Here is a 21,867-nt window from a genome sequence, read left to right on the forward strand (position 1 = left end):
TGTTTTTTATAAGATATGCAAAGGGCTTGGGCAATGAAAGTTAAAAAGACAGAAGACAGCCAAAAAGAACTTCTTCCATTTTTTATTTTAAAACTTTTTTAAGCAGCCGATATATACTGTATCAAACCTGAAGGAGCAAGTGACATGAAGACTTTTATCAATTGGCTGAAGAAACCGTCTATTTCAAAGAAATTAATCGTCTCATTTATCGCGATTCTCATTATCCCTATTCTTATATTAGAATTTAGTTCTTACCGAAGCGCCAGCGGAAAGCTGGATCAGGAAATTATGGGAAATGCGAAAAACAGTGTCGATACATTTAATACAACTGTTACAAATAATCTGGGAGAAAAAGCGAAAGCAGTCACCTTTTTCAGTGAATCTCTTAAAAGATCCGCATTCAAAGGGAAATCTAATCAAGAAGAGATCAAAGCTAAATTTTCACAATATGTATCTATTAATCAAGGAGTAGCCAGAATTTATGGGGGCGCAGATAACGGCACTTACGTACAAGCGCCAAAAGAAAAATTGCCGGACGGATACGACCCGAGACAACGCCCTTGGTACCAGGATGCGATGAAGGCCGGCGGTGAAATTGTCGTGACAGATCCTTACGTGGCTGCGAGTGACGGAAGCATGGTCATTACCATTGCACAGGAGCTGAAGGACGGATCTGGCGTTGTCGCCATGGATATTACCATTGATAAATTGTTAGAACAAATGAAACAAATCAAGGTCGGAAAAGAAGGTTATGCTTTCATTGCAACAAAAAACAAAACCTATGTCGCCCACAAGAACCATAAGGCTGGAGAAAAGCTTTCAGGCGACTGGGTAGCCAAAATGTATGCGAATGACAGCGGTGAACTCCAGTATACTCTTAATAACGAAGATAAAAAGATGACCTATACTACAAACGAACTGACTGGTTGGAAAATAGCCGGCACAATGTATATGGATGAAATTAAGGATGCCTCAAAGTCTGTGCTGACAACAGGAATGATCGTGCTGATTGCTTCGATTGTGGCAGGCGGAATTTTAATTCTGTTTATCGTTCGTTCGATTACAAAACCGTTAAAATGTCTTGTCCAATCATCGAAAACGATCAGCAGGGGGGATCTGACCGAAACGATCGAAATCCATTCAAAGGATGAGCTTGGGGAGCTTGGGGAAAGCTTCAATGAAATGGGACAATCTCTCCGCTCTCTGATCAGCGCTATTCAGGACTCGGTGAACAATGTGGCCGCATCTTCCGAACAGCTTACCGCATCTGCCGGGCAGACGAGTAAAGCCACCGAGCATATTACGATGGCGATTGAGCAGTTTTCAAACGGAAACGAGGAGCAAAGCGAAAAGGTTGAATCCAGCTCTCATCAGCTGAACTTAATGAATGAAGGACTTCAGCAAGTCTCACAAACATCGTCAGATATTACAAAGGCATCTATCCAATCAACGGAAATTGCCGGAACGGGTGAGAAGTTTGTGCAGCAGACAGTCGGACAAATGAACTCGATTAATCAATCTGTTCAGCAGGCTGAAGCTGTTGTCAAAGGCTTAGAAGGAAAATCAAAAGACATCACAAGCATTTTGAGAGTCATCAACGGAATCGCTGACCAAACAAATCTGCTTGCACTAAACGCAGCCATTGAAGCGGCGCGTGCCGGAGAGTCAGGACGCGGCTTCTCTGTTGTAGCGGAGGAAGTGCGCAAGCTGGCTGTCCAATCAGCCGATTCAGCAAAAGAAATCGAAAAGCTGATCCAAGAAATCGTCGCAGAAATCGAAACCTCTCTTCACATGTTTAAAGAGGTCAATCAGGAAGTACAGTCCGGACTTGTTGTCACAGACAATACAAAAGAAAGCTTCCAGAGCATTTTCAGCATGACAAACGAAATCGCGGGCAAGCTGCAGACGATGAATTCCACCGTCGAGAAGCTGTCAGACCGTTCACAGCATGTTTCAGCAGCAGTCAGCGGCATTGCAGACGTGTCGAAAGAAAGCTCGGCAAGCATCCAGGACATTGCCGCATCAGCTGAAGAACAGCTTGCTTCCATGGAAGAAATCAGTTCCTCAGCGACCACTCTTGCGCAGATGGCAGAAGAGCTTCGTGATCTGACGAAACAATTTAAAATCGAGTAAAAGCCAAAAAACAGCGCATCAAAGCGCTGTTTTTTTATATGGTAAACAATAATAAAGTCCTAGTTTAACAGGTGAATTTAGAACTATTTTTCATTTTTTCCTCCATTTTCAATGTAATTTAAAGGAAGATCCGCCGATATAATTTGTAAATTATTGAAAGAAGGTTCAAAAGGAAATGAAAAAAACACTCACCACTATTCGCAGATCATCAATTGCAAGGAGACTTATTATTTCTTTCCTGCTGATCTTAATTGTTCCGATAACCGCCCTTTCGGTTAGCGCTTATCAATCAGCAGTTGCCTCACTTGATGTACAGATGACGCAAAGCGCAAAGGAAAATGTTCAGATATTAGATCACATCATTGATGATAAAATCAGCACGACTGAAAAAAGCCTCGCGTATTTCAGCGATTGGGCTACAGCAGAAAAATTTCAGGATAAAAAGAAAACAGAGCTGAAACAGGAATTTAAACAATTTATCCAAATGAATGATAATGTCGCTGCGGTATTCTCCAGCAGCAAAGACGGGGAATTCACCCGTTATCCGTACGCTGACATGCCAAGTGACTTTAATGCTTTGGATCGAGATTGGTACAAAGAAGCAACGGCCAATAAAGGCAAAACAATTGTCACTGAGCCTTATGAATCGATTTCATCAGGAAAAATGGTCGTCACCATCGCCCGTCAAACGGTGGATGGATCAGGCGTTGTCGCCATTGATATGAAAATTGATGACTTAGTCACTACTGCGAAAGGAATCCATATCGGAAAAGAAGGCTATGCTTTTATCTTGAACCAAAACAAGAAAGTCATCGCCTACTCCGGAGAAAAAGCGGGAACAGAGCTAAAAGGGGACTGGGTTGATAAGCTCTACAAGGATAAGAGCGGGGACTTTGAATATACGTACAAAGGCAAAAAGAAAAAAATGGCATTTGCAACAAGCGAAACAACAGGCTGGAAAATCAGCGGTACGATGTATGCAAACGAGATTCACGATGCTGCAAGCAAGGTTCTGATCATGGCTTCAATCGTTCTGGCGATTGCCATCGCAGCTGGAATGACGGCGATTTATTTTGTGATTCGGTCCATCACAAAGCCATTGAGACGCATTGTCGCATCCGCTGAAAAAATTAGTGAAGGCGATCTAACCGAAACGATTGAAATCAATTCAAAAGATGAACTCGGTGTTCTGAGCGAGAGCTTCAATCATATGGCACACTCGCTTCGCTCGCTCATTCACGGGATCAAAGACTCAGTAGAACACGTTGCCTCATCGTCTGAAGAGCTGACTGCATCGGCAGACCAGACAAGCAGAGCTACTGAGCACATTACGATGGCTATCGAGCAATTTTCAAACGGCAGTGAAAGCCAAAGCGAGAAAATAGAAACGACAACCGAACAAATTAATGAAATGAATGACGGATTAGCAGAGCTGGCGCGGGCTGCAGCAGTGATTACAGAAACATCCGCAGATTCAACAGAAGTGTCAAGTAAAGGGGAGACACTCGTCCAGAAAACAGCAGGCCAAATGAACACAATTGACCATTCCGTTAAAGCAGCGGAACATGTGGTGAAAGGGCTGGAGATCAAATCAAAGGATATCACAAATATTTTGCGTGTCATCAACGGCATTGCGGATCAAACCAATCTATTGGCTTTAAATGCCGCCATTGAAGCGGCCCGAGCGGGTGAATACGGACGGGGCTTTTCAGTCGTCGCTGAGGAAGTGAGAAAGCTCGCGGTACAGTCGGCTGACTCGGCAAAAGAAATTGAATCGCTGATCAGTGAAATAGTAAAAGAAATTCACACATCACTGAACGTGCTTCAGTCCGTAAACAAAGAAGTTGAAACAGGGCTTGTCATGACGGATGAAACTAAACAGAGCTTCAAACATATATCGCAAATGACCAATCAAATTGCTTCCGAGCTGCAAAACATGAATGCGACGGTTGAGGAACTGTCAGCGGGAGCTCAAGAAATTTCCGCAGCTTCAAATGATATCACAGCCATTTCTAAGGAAAGCTCGGATGGCATCCAAGATATCGCCGCTTCAGCTGAGGAACAGCTGGCATCCATGGAGGAGATTAGTTCATCTGCACTGACGCTTGAAAGAATGTCTGAAGAACTCCGTGATCTGACAAAACAATTTAAAGTAGATAAATAATAGGTCTAAAATACTATTTATTTATGGGAAATTAGTTACTTTTGTTAAATTTCTTCTTTTTTGCTGTATATATTTACCCATTTCCAGCCGATATGAAGGGTAGCATAAAAAAGGAGAAATGAATGATGAAAAAAATACTCCAACTCATAAAACAAAGATCAATTACAAGGAAGCTTCTCGTTTCCTTTCTGTCGATCCTTATCATACCGGTTGTCATATTGGCGATCTTTGCGTATCAATCGGCTAGCAGCTCACTCGACAGACAGATGATGGGGAGCGCATTGGAAAATGTACAGCAATTAAACGAAATCATTAACACCAGCATCAGCGAAAAAGAAAACAGTGCTGATTATTTCAGCGAATGGCTGACAAAAGAGAAATACAATGCAAAAAGCAATGCAAGCATTGCAGAGAAATTCTCACAATATATCAGCCTTAACAAGGATGTAGAATCCATTTATACAAGCGACACAAAAGGACACTTTACCCGCTATCCGGATCTTCCGATGCCAAGCGGCTATAATCCGGTTGAACGCGACTGGTACAAAAAAGCGGTTGCAAATAAAGGGAAAGTCGTGATCACAGACCCTTATAAAACCGCGTCGACAAATACGATGGTTGTGACAATCGCCCAGCAGACAAAAGATGGTTCAGGCGTTATCGCAATCAACATGACGATTGAAAATCTGCTGAAAACAACCAAAAAAGTCAACATCGGCACACAAGGCTACGCATTTATCATGACGAAGGACAAAAAAGTTGTCGCTCACCCGAATGAAAAATCAGGAACTGAATTAAAAGGCGACTGGCTCGATAAGATGCTGAGTGCTGATAAAGGCGATTTTCAATACACCATGGATGGCGATAAGAAAAAAATGGCCTTTGACACAAACAAGTTGACGGGATGGAAGATCGGCGGCACCATGTATTTGGATGAAATCCATGAAGCAGCCCAGCCTGTCCTTCACCTTGCTTTAATTGTCTTGGCCGCAGCTATTATCATAGGGATTATCGTCATGACTTTGATCATTCGATCGATTACAACACCGCTGAAACAGCTTGTCGGTTCCTCTAAGCGGATCAGCGAGGGAGATTTGACGGAAACCATTGATATCCGTTCAAAAGATGAATTAGGCGAGCTCGGCAAAAGCTTTAACAATATGGCGTCGTCACTTCGTTCTCTCATACACGCCATCCAGGATTCGGTAGATAATGTTGCCGCTTCCTCTGAGGAGCTCACTGCATCAGCTGCGCAAACGAGCAAGGCAACAGAGCACATTACATTGGCGATTGAACAATTTTCTAACGGCAATGAAAAACAAAACGAAAACATTGAAACGGCAGCAGAGCACATTTATCAAATGAATGACGGATTGACGAATATGGCTCAAGCTTCTGAAGTGATCACTGATTCATCTGTTCAATCGACAGAAATTGCAAGTGAAGGCGGCAAGCTTGTTCATCAAACCGTCGGCCAAATGAATGTCATTGACAAGTCCGTTAAAGAAGCGGAGCAAGTCGTACGCGGATTGGAAACGAAATCGAAAGATATTACAAACATTTTGCGTGTGATCAACGGCATCGCAGACCAGACGAACCTGCTTGCCTTAAACGCAGCAATTGAGGCAGCGCGCGCAGGCGAGTACGGCCGCGGCTTCTCGGTTGTAGCGGAAGAAGTAAGAAAACTGGCAGTACAGTCAGCAGATTCAGCAAAAGAGATTGAAGGATTAATCATCGAAATTGTGAAGGAAATTAATACATCTCTCGGCATGTTCCAATCTGTCAATCAAGAGGTGCAGACAGGTCTTGACATCACAGATAAAACAGAAATGAGCTTCAAACGCATTTCTGAAATGACGAACCAAATCGCCGGCGAACTGCAAAATATGAGTGCGACGGTTCAGCAGCTTTCTGCGAGCTCTGAGGAAGTTTCGGGAGCATCCGAGCACATTGCATCGATTTCAAAAGAAAGCTCAGCGCATATACAAGATATCGCGGCGTCAGCCGAAGAGCAGCTTGCTTCCATGGAAGAAATCAGCTCGTCAGCAGAAACCCTTTCCTCTATGGCGGAAGAGCTTCGCGATATGACCAAACGATTCAAAATCGAATAATAAGCCTTAACACCCAAGCTTGTTGCGCTTGGGTGTTTTTTTAGTTTTTTTATTAAACCTTTTATCCTAGTTTGACGATATTAGATTTATCTTAAAGGAGGAGTCAACGAGAATGGGAAAATTCATACAATGGATCAAACAGCCATCGATCAGCAAACCGCTAATCGCTGCGTTTCTGGCAGTGCTTATTTTGCCGGTTGGGGTTTTAGCATATTTCAGTTATCAATCAGCTTGGAATGCGTTAGACAGAGAGCTCATAAGCAGTGCGAAGGGAAATGTTGAAGAACTAAACAGTACGCTGCAAAATAAATTAGAAGATAAAGTAAAAGCAATAGATTATTATAGTGAGACTGTCGATAAAGACATATTGCTAGGCAAAAACAAAACATTACTGAAAGAGAAATTTAAGCAGTACACGACACTTAACGACGATGTAGGCGCAATCTATGCTGCTTCAGAAGATAAGAAGCTTTATAAATATCCGGATAGCGGTGTTCCGAAAGGCTTCGATCCGACAGGACGTGACTGGTACAAACAGGCGGTTGCGGAAAAAGGACAAGCTGTTTTCTCAGAACCGTATACCGATGAAGCGACAGGAGATATCGTTGTCACAATTTCAAAACAATTAAAAGACGGTTCAGGGGTTATAGCGCTGGATTTAAACCTGGATGAAGTGCTTACTGCATCAAAAAGAATCAAAATCGGTAAAGAAGGCTTTGCATTTATTACGACAGGCAACAAAAAATATATCGCCCATCCGACCATTAAGCCGGGGACAACCGGTTCCGGCGATTGGACAAACCAAGTATATTCCAAAAAAGAAGGCTCATTTGAATATACATTCGAAGGCAAAGAAAAGAAAATGGCCTTTACGACAAATAAACTGACTGGCTGGAAAATCGCGGGCACATATTTTGTCAGTGAATTGCAAGATGCTTCAAGCCCGGTGCTGAACACTGCGGTTATCATTCTATGCGTGTCAATAGTAATCGGCGGCATACTCATACTCTATATTATCCGTGCCATCACCAAGCCGTTAAGAAAACTTGTCTCAACGTCTGCAAAAATCAGCAGCGGAGATCTCACAGAAGTCATTGACATTCACTCGAAAAACGAGTTTGGCCAGCTTGGTGAAAGCTTTAATGAAATGTCTGCATCATTGCGTTCTGTAATCGGCGTTATTCAAACGTCTGTAGAAAACGTTGCTTCATCTTCTGAGGAGCTGACGGCAAGCGCAGCCCAAACAAGCAAGGCAACTGAACATATTACACTTGCCATCGAACAGTTCTCAGATGGCAACGAGGCACAAAGCGAGAAACTGGAAACAAGCTCAAATCATCTTTCTCAAATGAACGAGGGGATTTCAAAAGTGGCTCAGGCCTCTTCAACCATTACGAAATCATCGATTCAGTCCTCTGAGGCAGCGGGCAGCGGAGAAAAGCTGGTGGAGCATACAGTCGGCCAGATGAAAACAATTGACCAATCCGTTCAAAAAGCGGAAGCGGTTGTAAAGGGCCTTGAAACAAAATCACAAGACATCACAAGCATCTTGAATGTGATTAATGGCATTGCTGATCAAACCAACCTGCTTGCATTAAATGCTGCGATTGAGGCGGCAAGAGCGGGAGAATACGGAAGAGGTTTCTCAGTAGTTGCGGAAGAGGTTAGAAAACTTGCTGTACAATCAGCAGACTCCGCCAAGGAAATTGAAGGATTAATTCAAGAGATTGTCAGGGAAATCAGCACCTCACTTTCAATGTTCCAATCCGTGAATCATGAAGTGAAAGAAGGCTTGCAGATTACGGATCAAACAGCGGAAAGCTTTAAACAAATCTATGAGATGACAACTCAAATTTCCGGCGAATTGCAAAACTTGAACGCGACGGTTGAACAACTGTCAGCCGGATCGCAGGAAGTGTCAAGTGCCGTTGAAGATATTTCTGCAGTGGCGAAAGAAAGCTCAGCAGGCATTCAGGATATCGCAGCTTCGGCTGAAGAACAGCTTGCGTCTATGGAAGAAATCAGCTCTTCAGCGGAAACGTTGGCAAACATGGCGGAAGAACTTCAGGACATTACGAAGAAATTTAAAATTGAATCTTAATGAAAAAAGAAAGCGGCATATCTGCTGCTTTCTTTTTTGTTAAAAACAAAAATAAACAAAAACAATTCAAAAACAAACGGAAATCATATATAATGAAAACGGATACAAATAAAAGGGGATGGAGGAATATCAAATATGGTGAAACATATATGGGATTCAGACCGAGCTGCACAGCTGCCTAAAGGTGTAGACGAATTGGTGTACAGGTCCAATCTGATCGGGTCAGACCGCACTGTCTGCAACTGGGGCGGGGGGAATACATCTATGAAAACAACGGGAAAGGATTTTAGAGGCCGTGAAATAGAAGTCATGTGGGTAAAAGGAAGCGGTTCGGATTTGGCAACAATGAAAGCGCATAACTTTACCGGTTTGAAATTAGATGATATCCGCCCGCTGATTAAAAGGGACCAAATGCCAGATGAAGAAATGGTAGATTACCTGTCTCATTGTATGATAGACAGCAAACATCCCCGCCCTTCAATTGAAACGCTATTACACGCTTTTCTGCCATACAAACATGTTGATCATACCCATCCAGATGCGATTATCAGCATATGCTGTGCAGATAATGGAAAACAAATCGCTGAAGACATTTATGGAAACCGGTTTGTATGGGTGCCATACGTCCGTCCTGGATTTACTTTGTCTAAAATGATCACTGAAGGCGTAGCAAAAAATCCCCACGCCGAGCTTGTATTAATGGAGAAACACGGCTTAGTCACTTGGGGAGAGACGTCTGAAACATGTTATCAAAAAACGATATCCATCATTCAAGAAGCCGAGCAGTATATTAACGATCGTATCAATCAGCATGAGGTATTCGGAGGCAAAAGGTATCAGCCGCTGCCGGAGGATAAAAGAAAACAAATCTTGGCAGGCATCATGCCTGTGATCAGAGGAGCAGTAAGTGAAGAAAAGAAAATGATCCTTTCCTATGATGATCATGACGACGTCTTGGAATTTGTAAACAGTGTCCAAGCGCCAGCACTTTCGCAAATCGGTGCGGCATGCCCGGATCACCTTGTTCACACAAAACGGGTTCCGCTGTACATTGATTGGAATCCGGAAACTCAAGATGTGCACAAGCTTGCGGATCTGATCAAGTCAGGAGTCGAGACCTTTACATCAGAGTATCAGGCTTACTTTACACGCAATCAGCAGGATGGGGATCAAATCTTTGAATCCGCCCCGCGGGTGATATTGATTCCTGGAATTGGAATGGTGAATACAGGAAAAAGTTATGCCATGTCTAAAGTAAGCGGGGCTTTATATCGGAGGGCCATCGCCGTGATGAAAGGAGCAACCGCTCTGGGGCAATTTGTTTCTTTACATGAAAATGAATCCTACCATGTCGAATATTGGCCGCTCGAACTATATAAACTCACGCTGGCCCCGCCGGAAGCAGAATTTTCCCGAAAAGTCGCGTTGATAACTGGAGGAGCCGGCGGAATCGGCAGTGCAGCATGCCGCCGATTTGCAGCTGAGGGAGGGCACGTGATCGTAGCTGATCTGAATATAGAAGGTGCACAGAAAATTGCCGGGGAAATAAACGATGCATACGGAGAAGGACGGGCAATTGTTGTCAAAATGGATGTGACAAAGGAGGAAGACGTACAGTCAGCTTTTGAACGAGCGGCGCTTGCTTACGGCGGCATTGATATCGTCGTCAATAATGCCGGGCTGGCCACATCAAGCCCATTTGACGAAACAAGTCTAAAAGAATGGAATCTTAATATGAATGTTTTAGGAACAGGCTATTTCCTTGTAGCCCGTGAAGCGTTTAAACAGATGAAACAGCAAAATAGAGGCGGAAGCATGGTATTTGTCGGATCGAAAAATTCGGTTTATGCGGGCAAAAACGCCTCTGCCTACAGCTCTGTTAAGGCGCTTGAAACCCATTTAGCAAGATGCATCGCAGCAGAAGGTGGAGAATTCGGCATTAGGGTCAACTCCGTTTTGCCTGATGCAGTTCTTCAAGGATCGGCAATCTGGGGTTCAAGCTGGCGGGAGGAACGAGCCGCGGCGTACGGGATTGAACCAGATCAGTTGGAGGAACATTACCGGAAACGTACAGCATTGCTCGTCAATATTTACCCGGAGGATATTGCCGAAGCCATTGCATTCTTCGCTTCTTCCAAAGCCGAAAAAACAACGGGCTGCATGATTACGGTAGACGGCGGCGTCCCTGCTGCTTTTACGCGTTAGAAATATGCTAAGATAAAAAATATAAGATGGACTACGATATGAGGAAGGGCGTTACTGATGCTAGTAGCAGAACGGCAGCAAAAAATAGTGGAAATAGTGAATACGCGTTCAAGCATCCGCGTTTCCGAATTAAGTGACATATTTTCAGTCACAGAGGAAACCATTCGGCGTGATCTTGAAAAGCTTGAAAAAGAACATAAACTGAGCCGGAGCCACGGAGGAGCGGTCAGTATTCAGCAGAAGGAATCAGAAATTCATTTTTCTGAACGGGAAATCACGAATGTCATCGAAAAAAAAGCTATCGCTCACGAAGCGGCCAAATATGTAAAAAGCGGAGACCGAATCATTCTCGATGCAAGCACAACCGCCTGGTACATGGCGAAAATACTCCCTGACATTGAGCTCACCGTGATTACAAACTCAATGAAAGCAGCTATTGAACTCAGCAATAAAGAAAACATATCAGTCATTTCAACAGGCGGCATTTTGCTGGAAAAATCATTATCGTTTGCCGGCCCGTTAGCAGAGCGTTCACTTGAGACCTATCATGTCAATAAAACCTTTCTGTCATGTAAGGGATTCGACGTACACAACGGGATGAGTGATTCAAATGAGTGGCAGGCGCTGCTCAAAAAACGGATGATCGAAAGGTCGGACCAGACCGTTTTGATGGCCGATTCAAGCAAATGGGGGAACCGCGAGTTTTCACATATAGCCTCGCTGCAAGATGTCAGCCGCCTAATTACGGATTCTGGACTTGATCCGGCATCGGTAAAAGCTCTTGAGGACAAAAAGGTGAAGGTGACAGCTGTTCCTCTTTCGAAGAGAGGGTGAAAGAATGATTTATACTGCCATTGATATAGGCGCATCAAGCGGGAGAATCATGGTAGGTGAACTGAATGAAGGGAAGCTTGACATACAAGAGATTCACAGGTTCGCTAACGGTTTCAGTCAAAGAGACGGGCATTGCTTTTGGGATATTGATCATTTGCTAAAACAAATCCTGCAAGGACTGCAAAAAGTAAAGACGCTTGGGTATGAACACTGCACCGTAGGCATTGATACATGGGCAGTTGATTATGTCTTACTGGACGAAAAAGGCGATCGGTTGCGGGAAGCAATCTCCTACCGTGATAGAAGAACAGATCACACAATAGACAAACTGGAACATATCCTCTCAAAAGCCGCAATTTATCAAAAAACAGGAATACAATTTCAGCCTTTCAACACGATCTATCAATTGTATGAAGAAGACCGTGAGCTGCTGAAAAAGACAGACAAAATTATGATGGTTCCTGATTATTTAGGCTATTGTTTAACCGGAAAAGCTGTAACGGAAATCACAAACGCGTCCACAACACAGCTTTTAAACGCCTCAACGGGAAATCTTGATCCTGAATTGCTTGAAGCCGTGTCCGTTCAGGAACAGCAATTTGCGCCGCTGACTGAACCGGGGTGTGAGCTCGGGAAGCTAAGAAATGAGTGGTTCCCGGATTATGATCTCCCGGCGTGCAAGGTGATGACAGTCGCAACACATGATACGGCCTCGGCCGTCATTGCGGCGCCAGGCGTACATGATGGCTGGGCGTATATCAGCAGCGGAACATGGTCGTTAATCGGGATTGAAAACAAAACACCGATAATAACTGATCTTGCTTTAGAAAACAACTATACAAATGAACGCGGCGCAAACAACACCATTCGCTTTCTCAAAAACATTATCGGCATGTGGGTGATACAAGAAGTCAGACAGCAGTTACAAGCAGATTATTCTTTTCAGCAGCTTGCAGAAGAAGCCGAAAAAACAGAACCATTCCAGCAATTTATAAACTTAAATGATAAACGATTCCTGAATCCAGAAAACATGATAAAGGAAATACAACATTATTGCAGACAAACCCGCCAAAAGACTCCTCGCACTGCAGGCGAACTTGCCTGCTGCATCTACAGCAATTTAGCCATCATCTATGCGATTGCCATCAAAGAGCTGGAAACGATCACAGAAAAACAGATTCAGCAGCTTCATATCATCGGCGGCGGAGCCCGAAATGACTTCTTAAATCAATTAACGGCAGACATGAGTGGAAAAGCGGTATATGCAGGGCCGATAGAGGCAACTGCCACCGGAAATCTTTTGATGCAAATGATTGCTGCCAAAGAAGTCAAAGACATAAAAGAAGCCCGGCAAGTCGTCAGAAATTCCTTTCCGATCAAAGTGTTTACACCTAAAGACATTGACAGAAGCACGATCATTCAGTCCTTTCAGCAAACTGTTTTGAAAGCGCTATCTCAATGATGAAGAGGTGAAAAGGTTTGAAAAGAAAAGCCAGTATCATGTTTGTCCATCAAGACAAGTACGAAGAATACAAGCAGCGGCATGATGACATTTGGCCTGAGATGGCCGAAGCACTCAAAGCTCATGGAGCACACCATTATTCCATTTTTCTAGACGAGGAAACAGGCAGGCTTTTTGCATATTTAGAAATAGAGGATGAAGAGAAATGGAGAAAGATGGCGGACACAGAAGTTTGCCAAAGATGGTGGAAATCGATGTCGCCATTAATGAAAACAAATTCGGATTTCAGTCCTGTTTCGGTAGATCTAAAGGAAGTTTTTTATTTGGATTAAAAAACTGATAAAGGGAGAGAGCCGTATGACCATAAAAACCAATTATGACAGTGCAAAACAGGCATATGAAAAATGGGGAATTGATGTTGAAGAGGCGCTTCGGCAATTAGAGCAAGTGCCCATTTCGATCCACTGCTGGCAGGGTGACGATATTGAAGGCTTTGAAGTAAATAAGGGCGAGCTTTCAGGCGGAATTGACGTGACCGGCAATTATCCCGGAAAAGCGCAAACTCCTGAAGAATTAAGAAGAGATTTGGAGAAGGCTCTTTCTCTCATTCCTGGAAAGCACCGCGTAAACCTGCATGCGATATACGCAGAAACAAACAGGGAAGCGGTAGAACGTGACGAATTGAAGCCGCAGCATTTTGAAAACTGGGTGAAATGGGCAAAAAAACTTGGTCTCGGTTTAGATTTTAATCCAACCTTGTTTTCGCATGAGAAAGCGGCTGACGGACTCACCCTTTCACACCCTGATCCGGACATCAGAGAATTTTGGATCAGGCATTGCATCGCGTGCCGCCGTATCGGGGAATACTTCGGGAAAGAATTAGGAACACCTTGCTTGACGAATATTTGGATTCCCGACGGCTATAAGGATATCCCGAGTGATAGGCTGACACCGCGTAAAAGACTAAAAGAATCACTGGATCGGATCTTCGCAGAGGAGATCAGTGAACAACACAATCTTGATTCAATCGAGAGCAAGCTGTTCGGGCTTGGCTCCGAATCATATGTTGTCGGATCTCATGAATTTTATTTAGCTTATGCTTTGACGAATCATAAGCTTTGTTTACTTGATACAGGCCATTTCCATCCGACTGAGACGGTATCAAACAAGATCTCGTCCATGCTGCTTTACACAGACAAGCTTGCCTTGCACGTATCGCGGCCTGTTCGTTGGGATAGCGACCATGTAGTGGTTTTGGATGATGAATTGAGAGAAATCGCTCTTGAAATTGTACGAAATCAGGCTCTTGAGAAGGTCGCCATCGGTCTGGATTTTTTCGATGCCAGCATTAACCGTGTAGCCGCCTGGACCATCGGAACGAGAAATATGATCAAAGCTTTATTGTATGCCTTGCTTCTCCCGAACGGCTATTTAAAACAATTGCAGGAAGAGGGCCGCTATACAGAAAGGCTGGCCCTGATGGAGGAATTCAAAACATATCCTTTCGGAGCCATCTGGGATTCCTACTGTGAGCAAATGGGCGTTCCGGTAAAAGAGGCATGGCTTCATGACATCAAAGAATATGAGCAACAGGTGCTTTTAAAAAGGAAGGCATCTTCTCCGATTGTCTAATAAAAAATCCGCCGCGGCATTTGCGCGCGTGCGGATTTTTTTAAGCTTGATCAGCAGGGTATATAATCCCCATTTGCTTTCTTGCTTCTTCCATAATTTTTGCGGTGGTCAAAGACCGTTCAAATGTATTCTCTTCAGATTCTTGCTTATTCTCTTTTATGAGCGTGACAAATTCTTCTGCTTCATAGAACATCGCCGGTTTAGGATCAGGAATCGAGATGTTTTCTAGGCGGCCGTCCCGGTAGCGGATTTCAACACGTTCAGGCCGGTGAATTGTATCGATTACAATCGTCCCGTCTTCACCCTGGATTTCCGCTGGGGCATAGGAAGTAGAGATTTTGGAATGCATCAGAACGGCTTCGAACCCGTCGTAAGACAGAATGACAGTTCCTTCTCCATCCACTCCGGAAGATAAAGCATATCCGTTTGCTTTTACATCCTTTGGCTCGCCAAACAACACAACAGCCGGATAAATACAATAGACGCCAATATCCATTAATGACCCATTGGAAAGCTCAGGCTGAAACGCATTCAAAACAGTTCCGCTTCTGAACGCGTCATACCGTGAGGAATACTGGCAGTAGCTTGCGGTAAATCTGCGGACAGTACCGATTTTATGCAGGTGTTTTTTCAGCTCTTTGAAATTCGGCAGGAAAGTGGTCTTCATTGCTTCCATGAGAACAACGCCGTTTGCCTTAGCCGCTGAGATCATCTCTTCTGTTTCTTTTGTATTCGAAGCAAACGGCTTCTCACAAAGCACATGCTTGCCATGGTTCATAAAGAGAACGGCTTGTTCCTTATGAAGAGCGTTCGGGCTCGCTATGTATACGGCATCAAAGCAATCGCTCGCCGCCATTTCCTGAAGGTCTGAGAAGGCATGCGCAGCGTTGTGTTTAGCAGCAAACTCGGCAGCGCGTTCAGCCGATCTTGAATAAACAGCAGTCAGCTGAAAATCTTCGATATCCGCTGCTGACTCAAGAAAGCGGTCTGTAATCCAGTTGGTTCCTATTATTGCAAAACGTATCACTCGTATCGCTCCTTTTGTATGATATAGCTAAATTATAGCTTAAAAAGAACAAAATCACATGATAGATATAAATAGAATGTTAAAACCGTGAAAGCTTTTCCAGCAATTAACGGTTTTTATTTTTCATTATAGGGACGATAGTGTACAATTTAATTAAACTATGTATGACGGAGGAACGATAGTGGAGACGTTGCAAACATGGAGCGGCAGATTCAAGCGATTCTTCTTGGACAATAAGTTTGTTTTATTTTTGCTTGTGCTGCTGCTGATTGGTTTAAATATTCTAGTATTTACAAAAACATCATTTATTTTCACCCCGATTATTGTTTTGCTCAAAACGATATCACTTCCGATTATTTTGACAGGCATTGTTTTTTATCTGTTAAACCCGGTCGTCGATTTCCTTGAGAGAAGAAGAATAAGAAGAATCTATTCTATTTTACTGTTGTATCTATTGATTATCGGGCTGATCACGATCACAATCGTGTCCATCATTCCCTTTTTAAAAGAACAAATTATGAGTTTAATCGACAACATCCCAAGATATGTGGATATCGTTGAAAATCAGACGAAACAGCTGATCGGCAGCAACTTCGTCAATCAGGCCCAGCAAACGACGAACATCAATATATCTGATCTCGCAACAAAGGTTTCAGATCAGGCAGCGACAATTGTGAACAGTACCTTTACCGGCGTTGGGAATTTTATCGGCGCCCTGACTGAGATTATCATTTCAATCGTTACGGTTCCGTTTATCCTTTTCTATTTGTTAAAGGACGGAAAAAAATTGCCGGTCTACATACTGAAGTTTGTTCCGACGCAATTGAAAGAACAGACATACACAGTCTTAAGCGAAATGAATCATCGGTTAAGCTCTTATATCAGAGGCCAGATCATTGTCAGCTTCTGTATCGGGTTTTTGCTGTTTATCGGTTATTTGATTATCGGGCTGGATTATGCTTCATTGCTAGCCGTCATTGCGGCTTGTACTAGCATCGTTCCATATTTAGGGCCAACGATTGCCATTACGCCTGCGATTATCATTGCCATAGTGACATCGCCGCTCATGCTGCTTAAATTGGTGATCGTTTGGACCATTGTTCAGCTGATTGAAGGGAAGCTGATCTCTCCGCAAATTATGGGAAAAAACCTTCACATCCACCCTATCACAATTATTTTTCTGCTGTTAACAGCTGGCAAACTGTTTGGCGTTGTTGGAATCATTCTTGCCATTCCGGGCTATGCAGTTGCTAAAGTCATTACGACACATTTATTTGACTGGTTTAAAATGCGGTCACATTTATACGACGAAGAAAAAAATGAAAATGCGCCGGGTCATAAAGTGTGATTTTCGTTTATAGTTATATAAGACGGGCTTTCCATTTATGGAAAGCTCCCGTTATGTAAAAAATAAATGTCTAATGGGGAGAATCAAAATCATGACTCTATGGGAATTGTTTGTAGCCGCCATTTTAGGAATCGTAGAAGGATTAACAGAGTACGCGCCGGTTTCTTCGACAGGACATATGATTATAGTAGACGACATCTGGCTTAAATCAAGTAATCTGATGTCAGAAGAAGCTGCTAACTCATTCAAGGTGGTTATTCAGCTAGGTTCCATTTTAGCAGTAGCTATCGTGTTTAAAGACCGAATTTTAAACTTACTCGGCTTGAAAAAAAATATCACAAGCGACCAGGAGCAGGGACATAAATTAAGCATTGCCCAAATTGCCGTCGGACTCGTGCCTGCAGCTGTTCTCGGCTTTTTGTTTGAAGATTACATTGATGAATATTTATTTTCCGTTAAAACTGTGGCCATCGGTTTAATTGCCGGGGCAATCCTGATGCTTTTTGCTGACTGGGTCAATAAGCGGAAAACAGCGACAGACACGCTCGACCGCATTTCCTATAAACAGGCGATAGCAGTCGGCTTATTCCAATGTCTTGCCCTTTGGCCGGGTTTCTCGCGTTCGGGTTCAACCATTTCCGGCGGTGTTATTCTCGGATTAAACCACCGAGCGGCAGCCGACTTTACGTTTATTATGGCGATGCCGATCATGATGGGAGCCAGCTTTCTAAGCCTCGTGAAGCATTGGGACAGCTTAAGCTCGGATCTGATGCCATTTTTCATCGTCGGCTTTATCTGTGCCTTTGTGGTCGCACTGTTTGTCGTCCGTTTCTTCTTAAGGCTGATTAACAAAATCAAACTTGTCCCATTTGCAATCTATCGAATTATTCTCGGTGTGATTTTACTTTTGATCATGATGTAAGTCGAAAAATAAGGCTCTTTTCCGAGCCTTATTTTTTCTGTCAATTCGAGAGGAAACAGCTTGTTTTTCAAAAAAAAATCATCTATAATAAACATGACGTTACATACGGGGCCATAGCTCAGCTGGGAGAGCGCTACGCTGGCAGCGTAGAGGTCAGGGGTTCGAGCCCCCTTGGCTCCATACCTTTAAACCCTTATTCTATAAGGGTTTTTTGTTTTGAGGAAAAGGTTCATTCTCTGAATCCTACAGTTGAGCGAAGTCAAAGTGAGCAGTTTATCTGTCAATCATGAATTTTTCAATACCTCCTTTTGTTCCTCAAAGACCGTCATGTCTTCCAAAGGGGGGGAGTAGACATGAAGAGACACCATTCGTTCGGATGTCGGATTGGACATTTTGTGAATTAAACCTTTGGTTGAAATAAGGCATTCTCCTTCGTGGACAAAGTATGAATTGGAGAGTTCTGCGTGTTCGCCGGCTGAGCGATAAATAGAATTAAGAAGCTTTCCTTCTAGCACCATTGCACAACCAATGGATTGACCATGATCGTGTACTGTCGTCTCCTTGTTTGGCGGAATGTTAATCACGATAATTTCCAATTCATTATTTCGATAGATGGCATTTCGGCCGTAAGCGTACTGGTCTGGTTCCTTAATATACGGTTGACTCAATTTTGCTGCGTTTGGAATTTGTTTTAAAGATGTTGCTAAATCTTTAACCGATGGATTTTTTAAGCCGCTAAAAATGTCTTGGATACACTCATACAGTTCCATTCGTTTTTGCCTCCCAGAATATTTAAAATTTCCTTACATTGGTATTTCATAGGTTAATTCATGGTATTTACCCATATACAATTTAGAGGCGGCAAACGCCCAGTGAACACAAAAAAATGTGCGGCCAAAATGTTGTCTTATCACCAACTAATTCGAGTTTATTAGTTGGAATAGTGGATTGAAAGGATTAAAACGGCCTGCTTTAATTCGCTTGAGGGAACGAGCAGGGATCCATAAGTGCAGTTCTAGGCCCCTTGGCTCCAAAACACAATATCGGGGAAAAGCTTTCAGACTTTCTATGTTGTGCTTGAAATTTACTCCATTGACAAAACACAATCGATTTGAAATAATATTTGATTATATGCTCATTCATTCACATAATTATAATAAAATAATATCATTTCCCCTGAAAGGGAGAATATTAGAATGAAAGCTAATGGTATGCAAAATCTATTAGCTTCTTTTGTTTTCAAAAAATGATGTGTTTCGCATGTATTCATATAGGAAGGAATGACAACATGAAGACAAAACACTATTGGATGATTTCTTTGCTCGCCGTCTTAGCGGTCGGGCCGGGATTGATGTCTAACACGGCATTGTCGTCAGTTCAAGGCCTTGTTCAGAAAGCGGTTGGAACAAGTGGCTTCACATCAGTAAATCCAATATTGATCGGCAATATGGCCTTTGCCTTACTAGTTCCGGCAGGACCGCTGCTGAGGAAAAAATTCGGTGCTCGTCCCGTCTATCTGGCTTCATTACCTGTCTTTATACTAGGCTCACTGCTCATCGCATGTTCAGGCGATATTGCATGGATGGCGGCAGGGCGCTTTTTACAGGGGGCGGCAACAGGCGTCATGCTGATGATTATGATTCCAATGCTTGTACTGTCATTCCCGATTGAACGCAGGAACTATGCACTGCTTGTGCTGATCGGGGGATTCTATGGTTCTGTTATCATCGGCACCATCCTGGGAACCATTGCAACAAGCTGCGGGCATTGGAGATGGCTGTTTTTCATCTTTGGCACCTTGTCCCTGATCGGTGTCGCGGTGAGCTATTTCTTTCTTCATGACGAGCATCACGGGGCGTCGGATCAAGAACAGCCGCTTGATCGTGCGGGAATTCTTTTATCTGTTTTCCTTGCCGCAGCCTCAGCGGTTTCATTCATTTTTCTGCAAAAATGGGGGCTGTCATCGGGTTATGTAAGGATTGGTTTCGGGGTGACGTTATGTTTGCTCATTGGTCTATTGATTGTGGAATATAAAGTGAAAAACCCCTTCATATCTATTAAACTGATGCTGCTGCCAAAACCGGTGCTTGGCTTATTGATCATAGCTGCAGGGACGATAACGGTAGCTGTCAGCCTGTCTGCTTTTCAAGGCTTGCTCCGTCAAATGTATGATATTTCTCAGGAGCATCTCATTTTTTTAAACTTGACTCTTTTAATCGGAGTGGCGATCGCGGCCATTTTGAGCGCTCTGTTATATGATAAAGTCGGACCAGGGATGCTCGGTATTATTGGCGGACTTATTCTCGTTTTTGTGAATTTTCAATGGCTGCATATACAGGATCGATCATCTCTTTATATGTTCGCAGCACTGTTTATCATGCTTGCAGCGGGAACAGGCCTGACAGTCGCCGCAGGGCTGATGGGAGCTGCCATGGGAGGCCCGCTGCCTGATTTGGTCAAGAGAATGACAGCTGTTCAGTTTTTAAGATTGTTTGTCTATATGGGAGTTCCCATTCTCATCGGCTTTTTCACGAAAAAAGATGCTGCCAGACAAAGCGGTTCGGTACAGGATTCTATGATGACTGCTTATCATGATCTCTTCTTCATTTCTTTTATCCTTAGCGTGCTGCTCGTCTGTCTGTCATTTTGTATGAATGCCACTGGAATGGGGCACAAGCTGGCACATAAACCACATGATAAAGCGAAAACAGCTCCGGAAAAACAGGCCGTCTCAGCACAAGGTTTGTCGAAGGCAACCGTCAATTCATATAAAGTAATAAATGATACGGAATATCGGAATGCACTCAGAAATTTACAAAAATAGAAACATGGTAAAACCTTTTCATTGAGCGAAAAGGTTTTTATTTTGCAATCTTTTCCCAACTTTATCCCTAAAGAATTGAAAAATATTAGAAGTGCAAGTAAAATTCTAAAAGGTAGATTCTTTTACATTCGTAATCTTTTAATTCGAAGGAAGGTTTTCATGGCCCGTAAAAAACTTAAAAAACGTAAACTCTTGATTTCACTATTTTTCCTTGTATCGATTCCGCTAGCTCTGTTTGTTTTAGCGACAACTTTATCAAAACCGATTGAAATATCCAAAGAAACTGAAGAAATCGATGAACAGCAAGTGTTTATAGACAGTCTGTCCGGACATGCCCAAATTTTGTATGAAAAATACCATGTTCTCCCCAGCATCACAATTGCTCAGGCCATTCTCGAATCGGACTGGGGGAACAGTGAACTGGCTGCTAAGGCCAACAACCTTTTTGGCGTAAAAGGGAATTATAAAGGCCATCATGTCACGATGGAAACGGACGAAGTTGAAAAAGGGAAAAGAAAAACCATTCGCGCGAAGTTTCGAAAATACAGCACGTTTTTTGAATCTATGGATGATCACGCCCAATTGTTCGTCCGTGGCACATCGTGGAATAAAAAGAAGTATAAACCGGTGCTTGAGGCAGGGAATTATAAGGAAGCGGCAACCGCCCTGCAAACATCAGGATATGCTACAGATCCTGACTACGCTGACAAAATCAGCGCTATTGTGGAAAAATACGATTTAGATGAGTACGATGAGGTAAATCCATCCCTCAAATCTGTGGATTTAAACGCCTCTATTAAAGACAGTGCCGTTCAAGATGTATGGTCCAAGCCTTCTACTGATGATCGGTCCATAAGGCTTACCTCTGCCCAATCTTACGTCGGCAAAGATATAAAGGTTGTGTCTAAAAAACAGAAAGGCCAGTCTGTATGGTACCAATTCCAAATCAATGATAAACTTATTGGCTGGATTGATGATTCAGCTGTTGAAATAAAGGAGGCAACCTAAGCCCTTTTTACTGGTATTTTTAATTCTTTGTTCCATTCTGGGGAATTTGAGGTATAATATTCCACGGAAGTTATCACTTTTTAACTATGCTTTCGG

The 21,867-nt window shown here is 43.1% G+C and carries 15 protein-coding genes, 1 tRNA gene and 1 pseudogene; 15 read left to right on the top strand and 2 right to left on the bottom strand.

Going from position 1 to position 21,867, the window contains the following annotated elements; translation table 11 throughout:
• Positions 1–144 precede the first annotated feature (144 nt).
• The 10 genes and pseudogenes from mcpB (at position 145) to rhaA (ending at position 14,642) form a co-directional block, all read left to right on the top strand.
• Positions 145–2,133 carry a methyl-accepting chemotaxis protein McpB gene (gene mcpB / locus ACQVGT_RS05225; RefSeq protein ID WP_015384484.1) on the top strand — a complete coding sequence of 663 codons (1,989 nt, stop codon included), beginning with the start codon at positions 145–147 and terminating at the stop codon, positions 2,131–2,133.
• Between the two features lie 175 nt (positions 2,134–2,308).
• Positions 2,309–4,297, top strand: a complete 1,989-nt coding sequence (tlpA, locus tag ACQVGT_RS05230; RefSeq protein WP_015384483.1) for a methyl-accepting chemotaxis protein TlpA — start codon at positions 2,309–2,311, stop codon at positions 4,295–4,297.
• Between the two features lie 269 nt (positions 4,298–4,566).
• Positions 4,567–5,415: pseudogene (gene mcpA / locus ACQVGT_RS05235) on the top strand (methyl-accepting chemotaxis protein); the annotation flags it as partial.
• 42 nt (positions 5,416–5,457) lie between these two features.
• On the top strand, positions 5,458–6,408 hold the full coding sequence (locus tag ACQVGT_RS05240; protein ID WP_369877620.1) for a methyl-accepting chemotaxis protein: 951 nt from the start codon (positions 5,458–5,460) through the stop codon (positions 6,406–6,408).
• Between the two features lie 112 nt (positions 6,409–6,520).
• Entirely contained in the window at positions 6,521–8,509 is a 1,989-nt protein-coding gene (locus ACQVGT_RS05245; RefSeq protein ID WP_003243983.1) for a methyl-accepting chemotaxis protein, read from the top strand.
• A gap of 135 nt (positions 8,510–8,644) precedes the next feature.
• Positions 8,645–10,714, top strand: coding sequence for a bifunctional rhamnulose-1-phosphate aldolase/short-chain dehydrogenase (locus tag ACQVGT_RS05250; protein ID WP_015384481.1), 2,070 nt, complete (start codon positions 8,645–8,647; stop codon positions 10,712–10,714).
• 57 nt (positions 10,715–10,771) lie between these two features.
• A complete protein-coding gene (gene rhaR / locus ACQVGT_RS05255; protein ID WP_015384480.1) occupies positions 10,772–11,548 on the top strand; it encodes a rhamnose catabolism operon transcriptional regulator RhaR in 777 nt (258 codons plus the stop codon).
• Between the two features lie 4 nt (positions 11,549–11,552).
• Positions 11,553–13,010 (top strand): rhamnulokinase, encoded by a 1,458-nt coding sequence (rhaB, locus tag ACQVGT_RS05260; RefSeq protein WP_015384479.1) that lies wholly within the window; start codon positions 11,553–11,555, stop codon positions 13,008–13,010.
• Between the two features lie 17 nt (positions 13,011–13,027).
• Entirely contained in the window at positions 13,028–13,342 is a 315-nt protein-coding gene (gene rhaM, locus ACQVGT_RS05265) for an L-rhamnose mutarotase (RefSeq protein ID WP_015384478.1), read from the top strand.
• Between the two features lie 25 nt (positions 13,343–13,367).
• Positions 13,368–14,642: an L-rhamnose isomerase gene (gene rhaA / locus ACQVGT_RS05270; protein ID WP_015384477.1), complete on the top strand. Its 1,275-nt coding sequence runs from the start codon at positions 13,368–13,370 to the stop codon at positions 14,640–14,642.
• Between the two features lie 40 nt (positions 14,643–14,682).
• Here the strand turns inward: rhaA and iolU are convergent, their stop codons facing one another.
• Complete coding sequence (iolU, locus tag ACQVGT_RS05275) at positions 14,683–15,669, bottom strand: scyllo-inositol 2-dehydrogenase (RefSeq protein WP_015384476.1); 987 nt, start codon at positions 15,667–15,669, stop codon at positions 14,683–14,685.
• 181 nt (positions 15,670–15,850) lie between these two features.
• Here iolU and ACQVGT_RS05280 point away from each other — a divergent pair, with 181 nt between their 5' ends.
• The 3 genes from ACQVGT_RS05280 to ACQVGT_RS05290 all read left to right on the top strand — a co-directional run bounded on the left by ACQVGT_RS05280 (position 15,851) and on the right by ACQVGT_RS05290 (position 18,119).
• A complete protein-coding gene (locus tag ACQVGT_RS05280; RefSeq protein ID WP_015483614.1) occupies positions 15,851–17,017 on the top strand; it encodes an AI-2E family transporter in 1,167 nt (388 codons plus the stop codon).
• Between the two features lie 91 nt (positions 17,018–17,108).
• A complete protein-coding gene (locus ACQVGT_RS05285) occupies positions 17,109–17,939 on the top strand; it encodes an undecaprenyl-diphosphate phosphatase (RefSeq protein WP_014477785.1) in 831 nt (276 codons plus the stop codon).
• Between the two features lie 107 nt (positions 17,940–18,046).
• Positions 18,047–18,119 (top strand) — tRNA-Ala (locus ACQVGT_RS05290).
• A 104-nt stretch (positions 18,120–18,223) separates the two neighbouring features.
• On the opposite strand, the gene cdoA is transcribed toward ACQVGT_RS05290, so the two are convergent.
• Positions 18,224–18,709 (bottom strand): cysteine dioxygenase, encoded by a 486-nt coding sequence (cdoA, locus tag ACQVGT_RS05295; protein WP_015384474.1) that lies wholly within the window; start codon positions 18,707–18,709, stop codon positions 18,224–18,226.
• A 518-nt stretch (positions 18,710–19,227) separates the two neighbouring features.
• Here cdoA and ACQVGT_RS05300 point away from each other — a divergent pair.
• Together ACQVGT_RS05300 and lytG are read left to right on the top strand one after the other, a co-directional pair.
• On the top strand, positions 19,228–20,763 hold the full coding sequence (locus tag ACQVGT_RS05300; protein WP_015384473.1) for an MFS transporter: 1,536 nt from the start codon (positions 19,228–19,230) through the stop codon (positions 20,761–20,763).
• Between the two features lie 159 nt (positions 20,764–20,922).
• Entirely contained in the window at positions 20,923–21,771 is an 849-nt protein-coding gene (gene lytG, locus ACQVGT_RS05305; protein ID WP_003228938.1) for an exo-glucosaminidase LytG, read from the top strand.
• The last annotated feature ends 96 nt before the right edge of the window (positions 21,772–21,867 follow it).

Source organism: Bacillus sp. SCT118 (assembly GCF_058566435.1).

Bases quoted from the DNA above. Each gene is read 5' to 3' on its own strand.
- mcpB (WP_015384484.1), top strand. From the start codon at position 145: ATGAAGACTTTTATCAATTGGCTGAAGAAACCGTCTATTTCAAAGAAA.
- tlpA (WP_015384483.1), top strand. From the start codon at position 2,309: ATGAAAAAAACACTCACCACTATTCGCAGATCATCAATTGCAAGGAGA.
- ACQVGT_RS05240 (WP_369877620.1), top strand. From the start codon at position 5,458: ATGGCGTCGTCACTTCGTTCTCTCATACACGCCATCCAGGATTCGGTA.
- ACQVGT_RS05245 (WP_003243983.1), top strand. From the start codon at position 6,521: ATGGGAAAATTCATACAATGGATCAAACAGCCATCGATCAGCAAACCG.
- ACQVGT_RS05250 (WP_015384481.1), top strand. From the start codon at position 8,645: ATGGTGAAACATATATGGGATTCAGACCGAGCTGCACAGCTGCCTAAA.
- rhaR (WP_015384480.1), top strand. From the start codon at position 10,772: ATGCTAGTAGCAGAACGGCAGCAAAAAATAGTGGAAATAGTGAATACG.
- rhaB (WP_015384479.1), top strand. From the start codon at position 11,553: ATGATTTATACTGCCATTGATATAGGCGCATCAAGCGGGAGAATCATG.
- rhaA (WP_015384477.1), top strand. From the start codon at position 13,368: ATGACCATAAAAACCAATTATGACAGTGCAAAACAGGCATATGAAAAA.
- ACQVGT_RS05285 (WP_014477785.1), top strand. From the start codon at position 17,109: ATGACTCTATGGGAATTGTTTGTAGCCGCCATTTTAGGAATCGTAGAA.
- cdoA (WP_015384474.1), bottom strand. From the start codon at position 18,709: ATGGAACTGTATGAGTGTATCCAAGACATTTTTAGCGGCTTAAAAAAT.
- ACQVGT_RS05300 (WP_015384473.1), top strand. From the start codon at position 19,228: ATGAAGACAAAACACTATTGGATGATTTCTTTGCTCGCCGTCTTAGCG.
- lytG (WP_003228938.1), top strand. From the start codon at position 20,923: ATGGCCCGTAAAAAACTTAAAAAACGTAAACTCTTGATTTCACTATTT.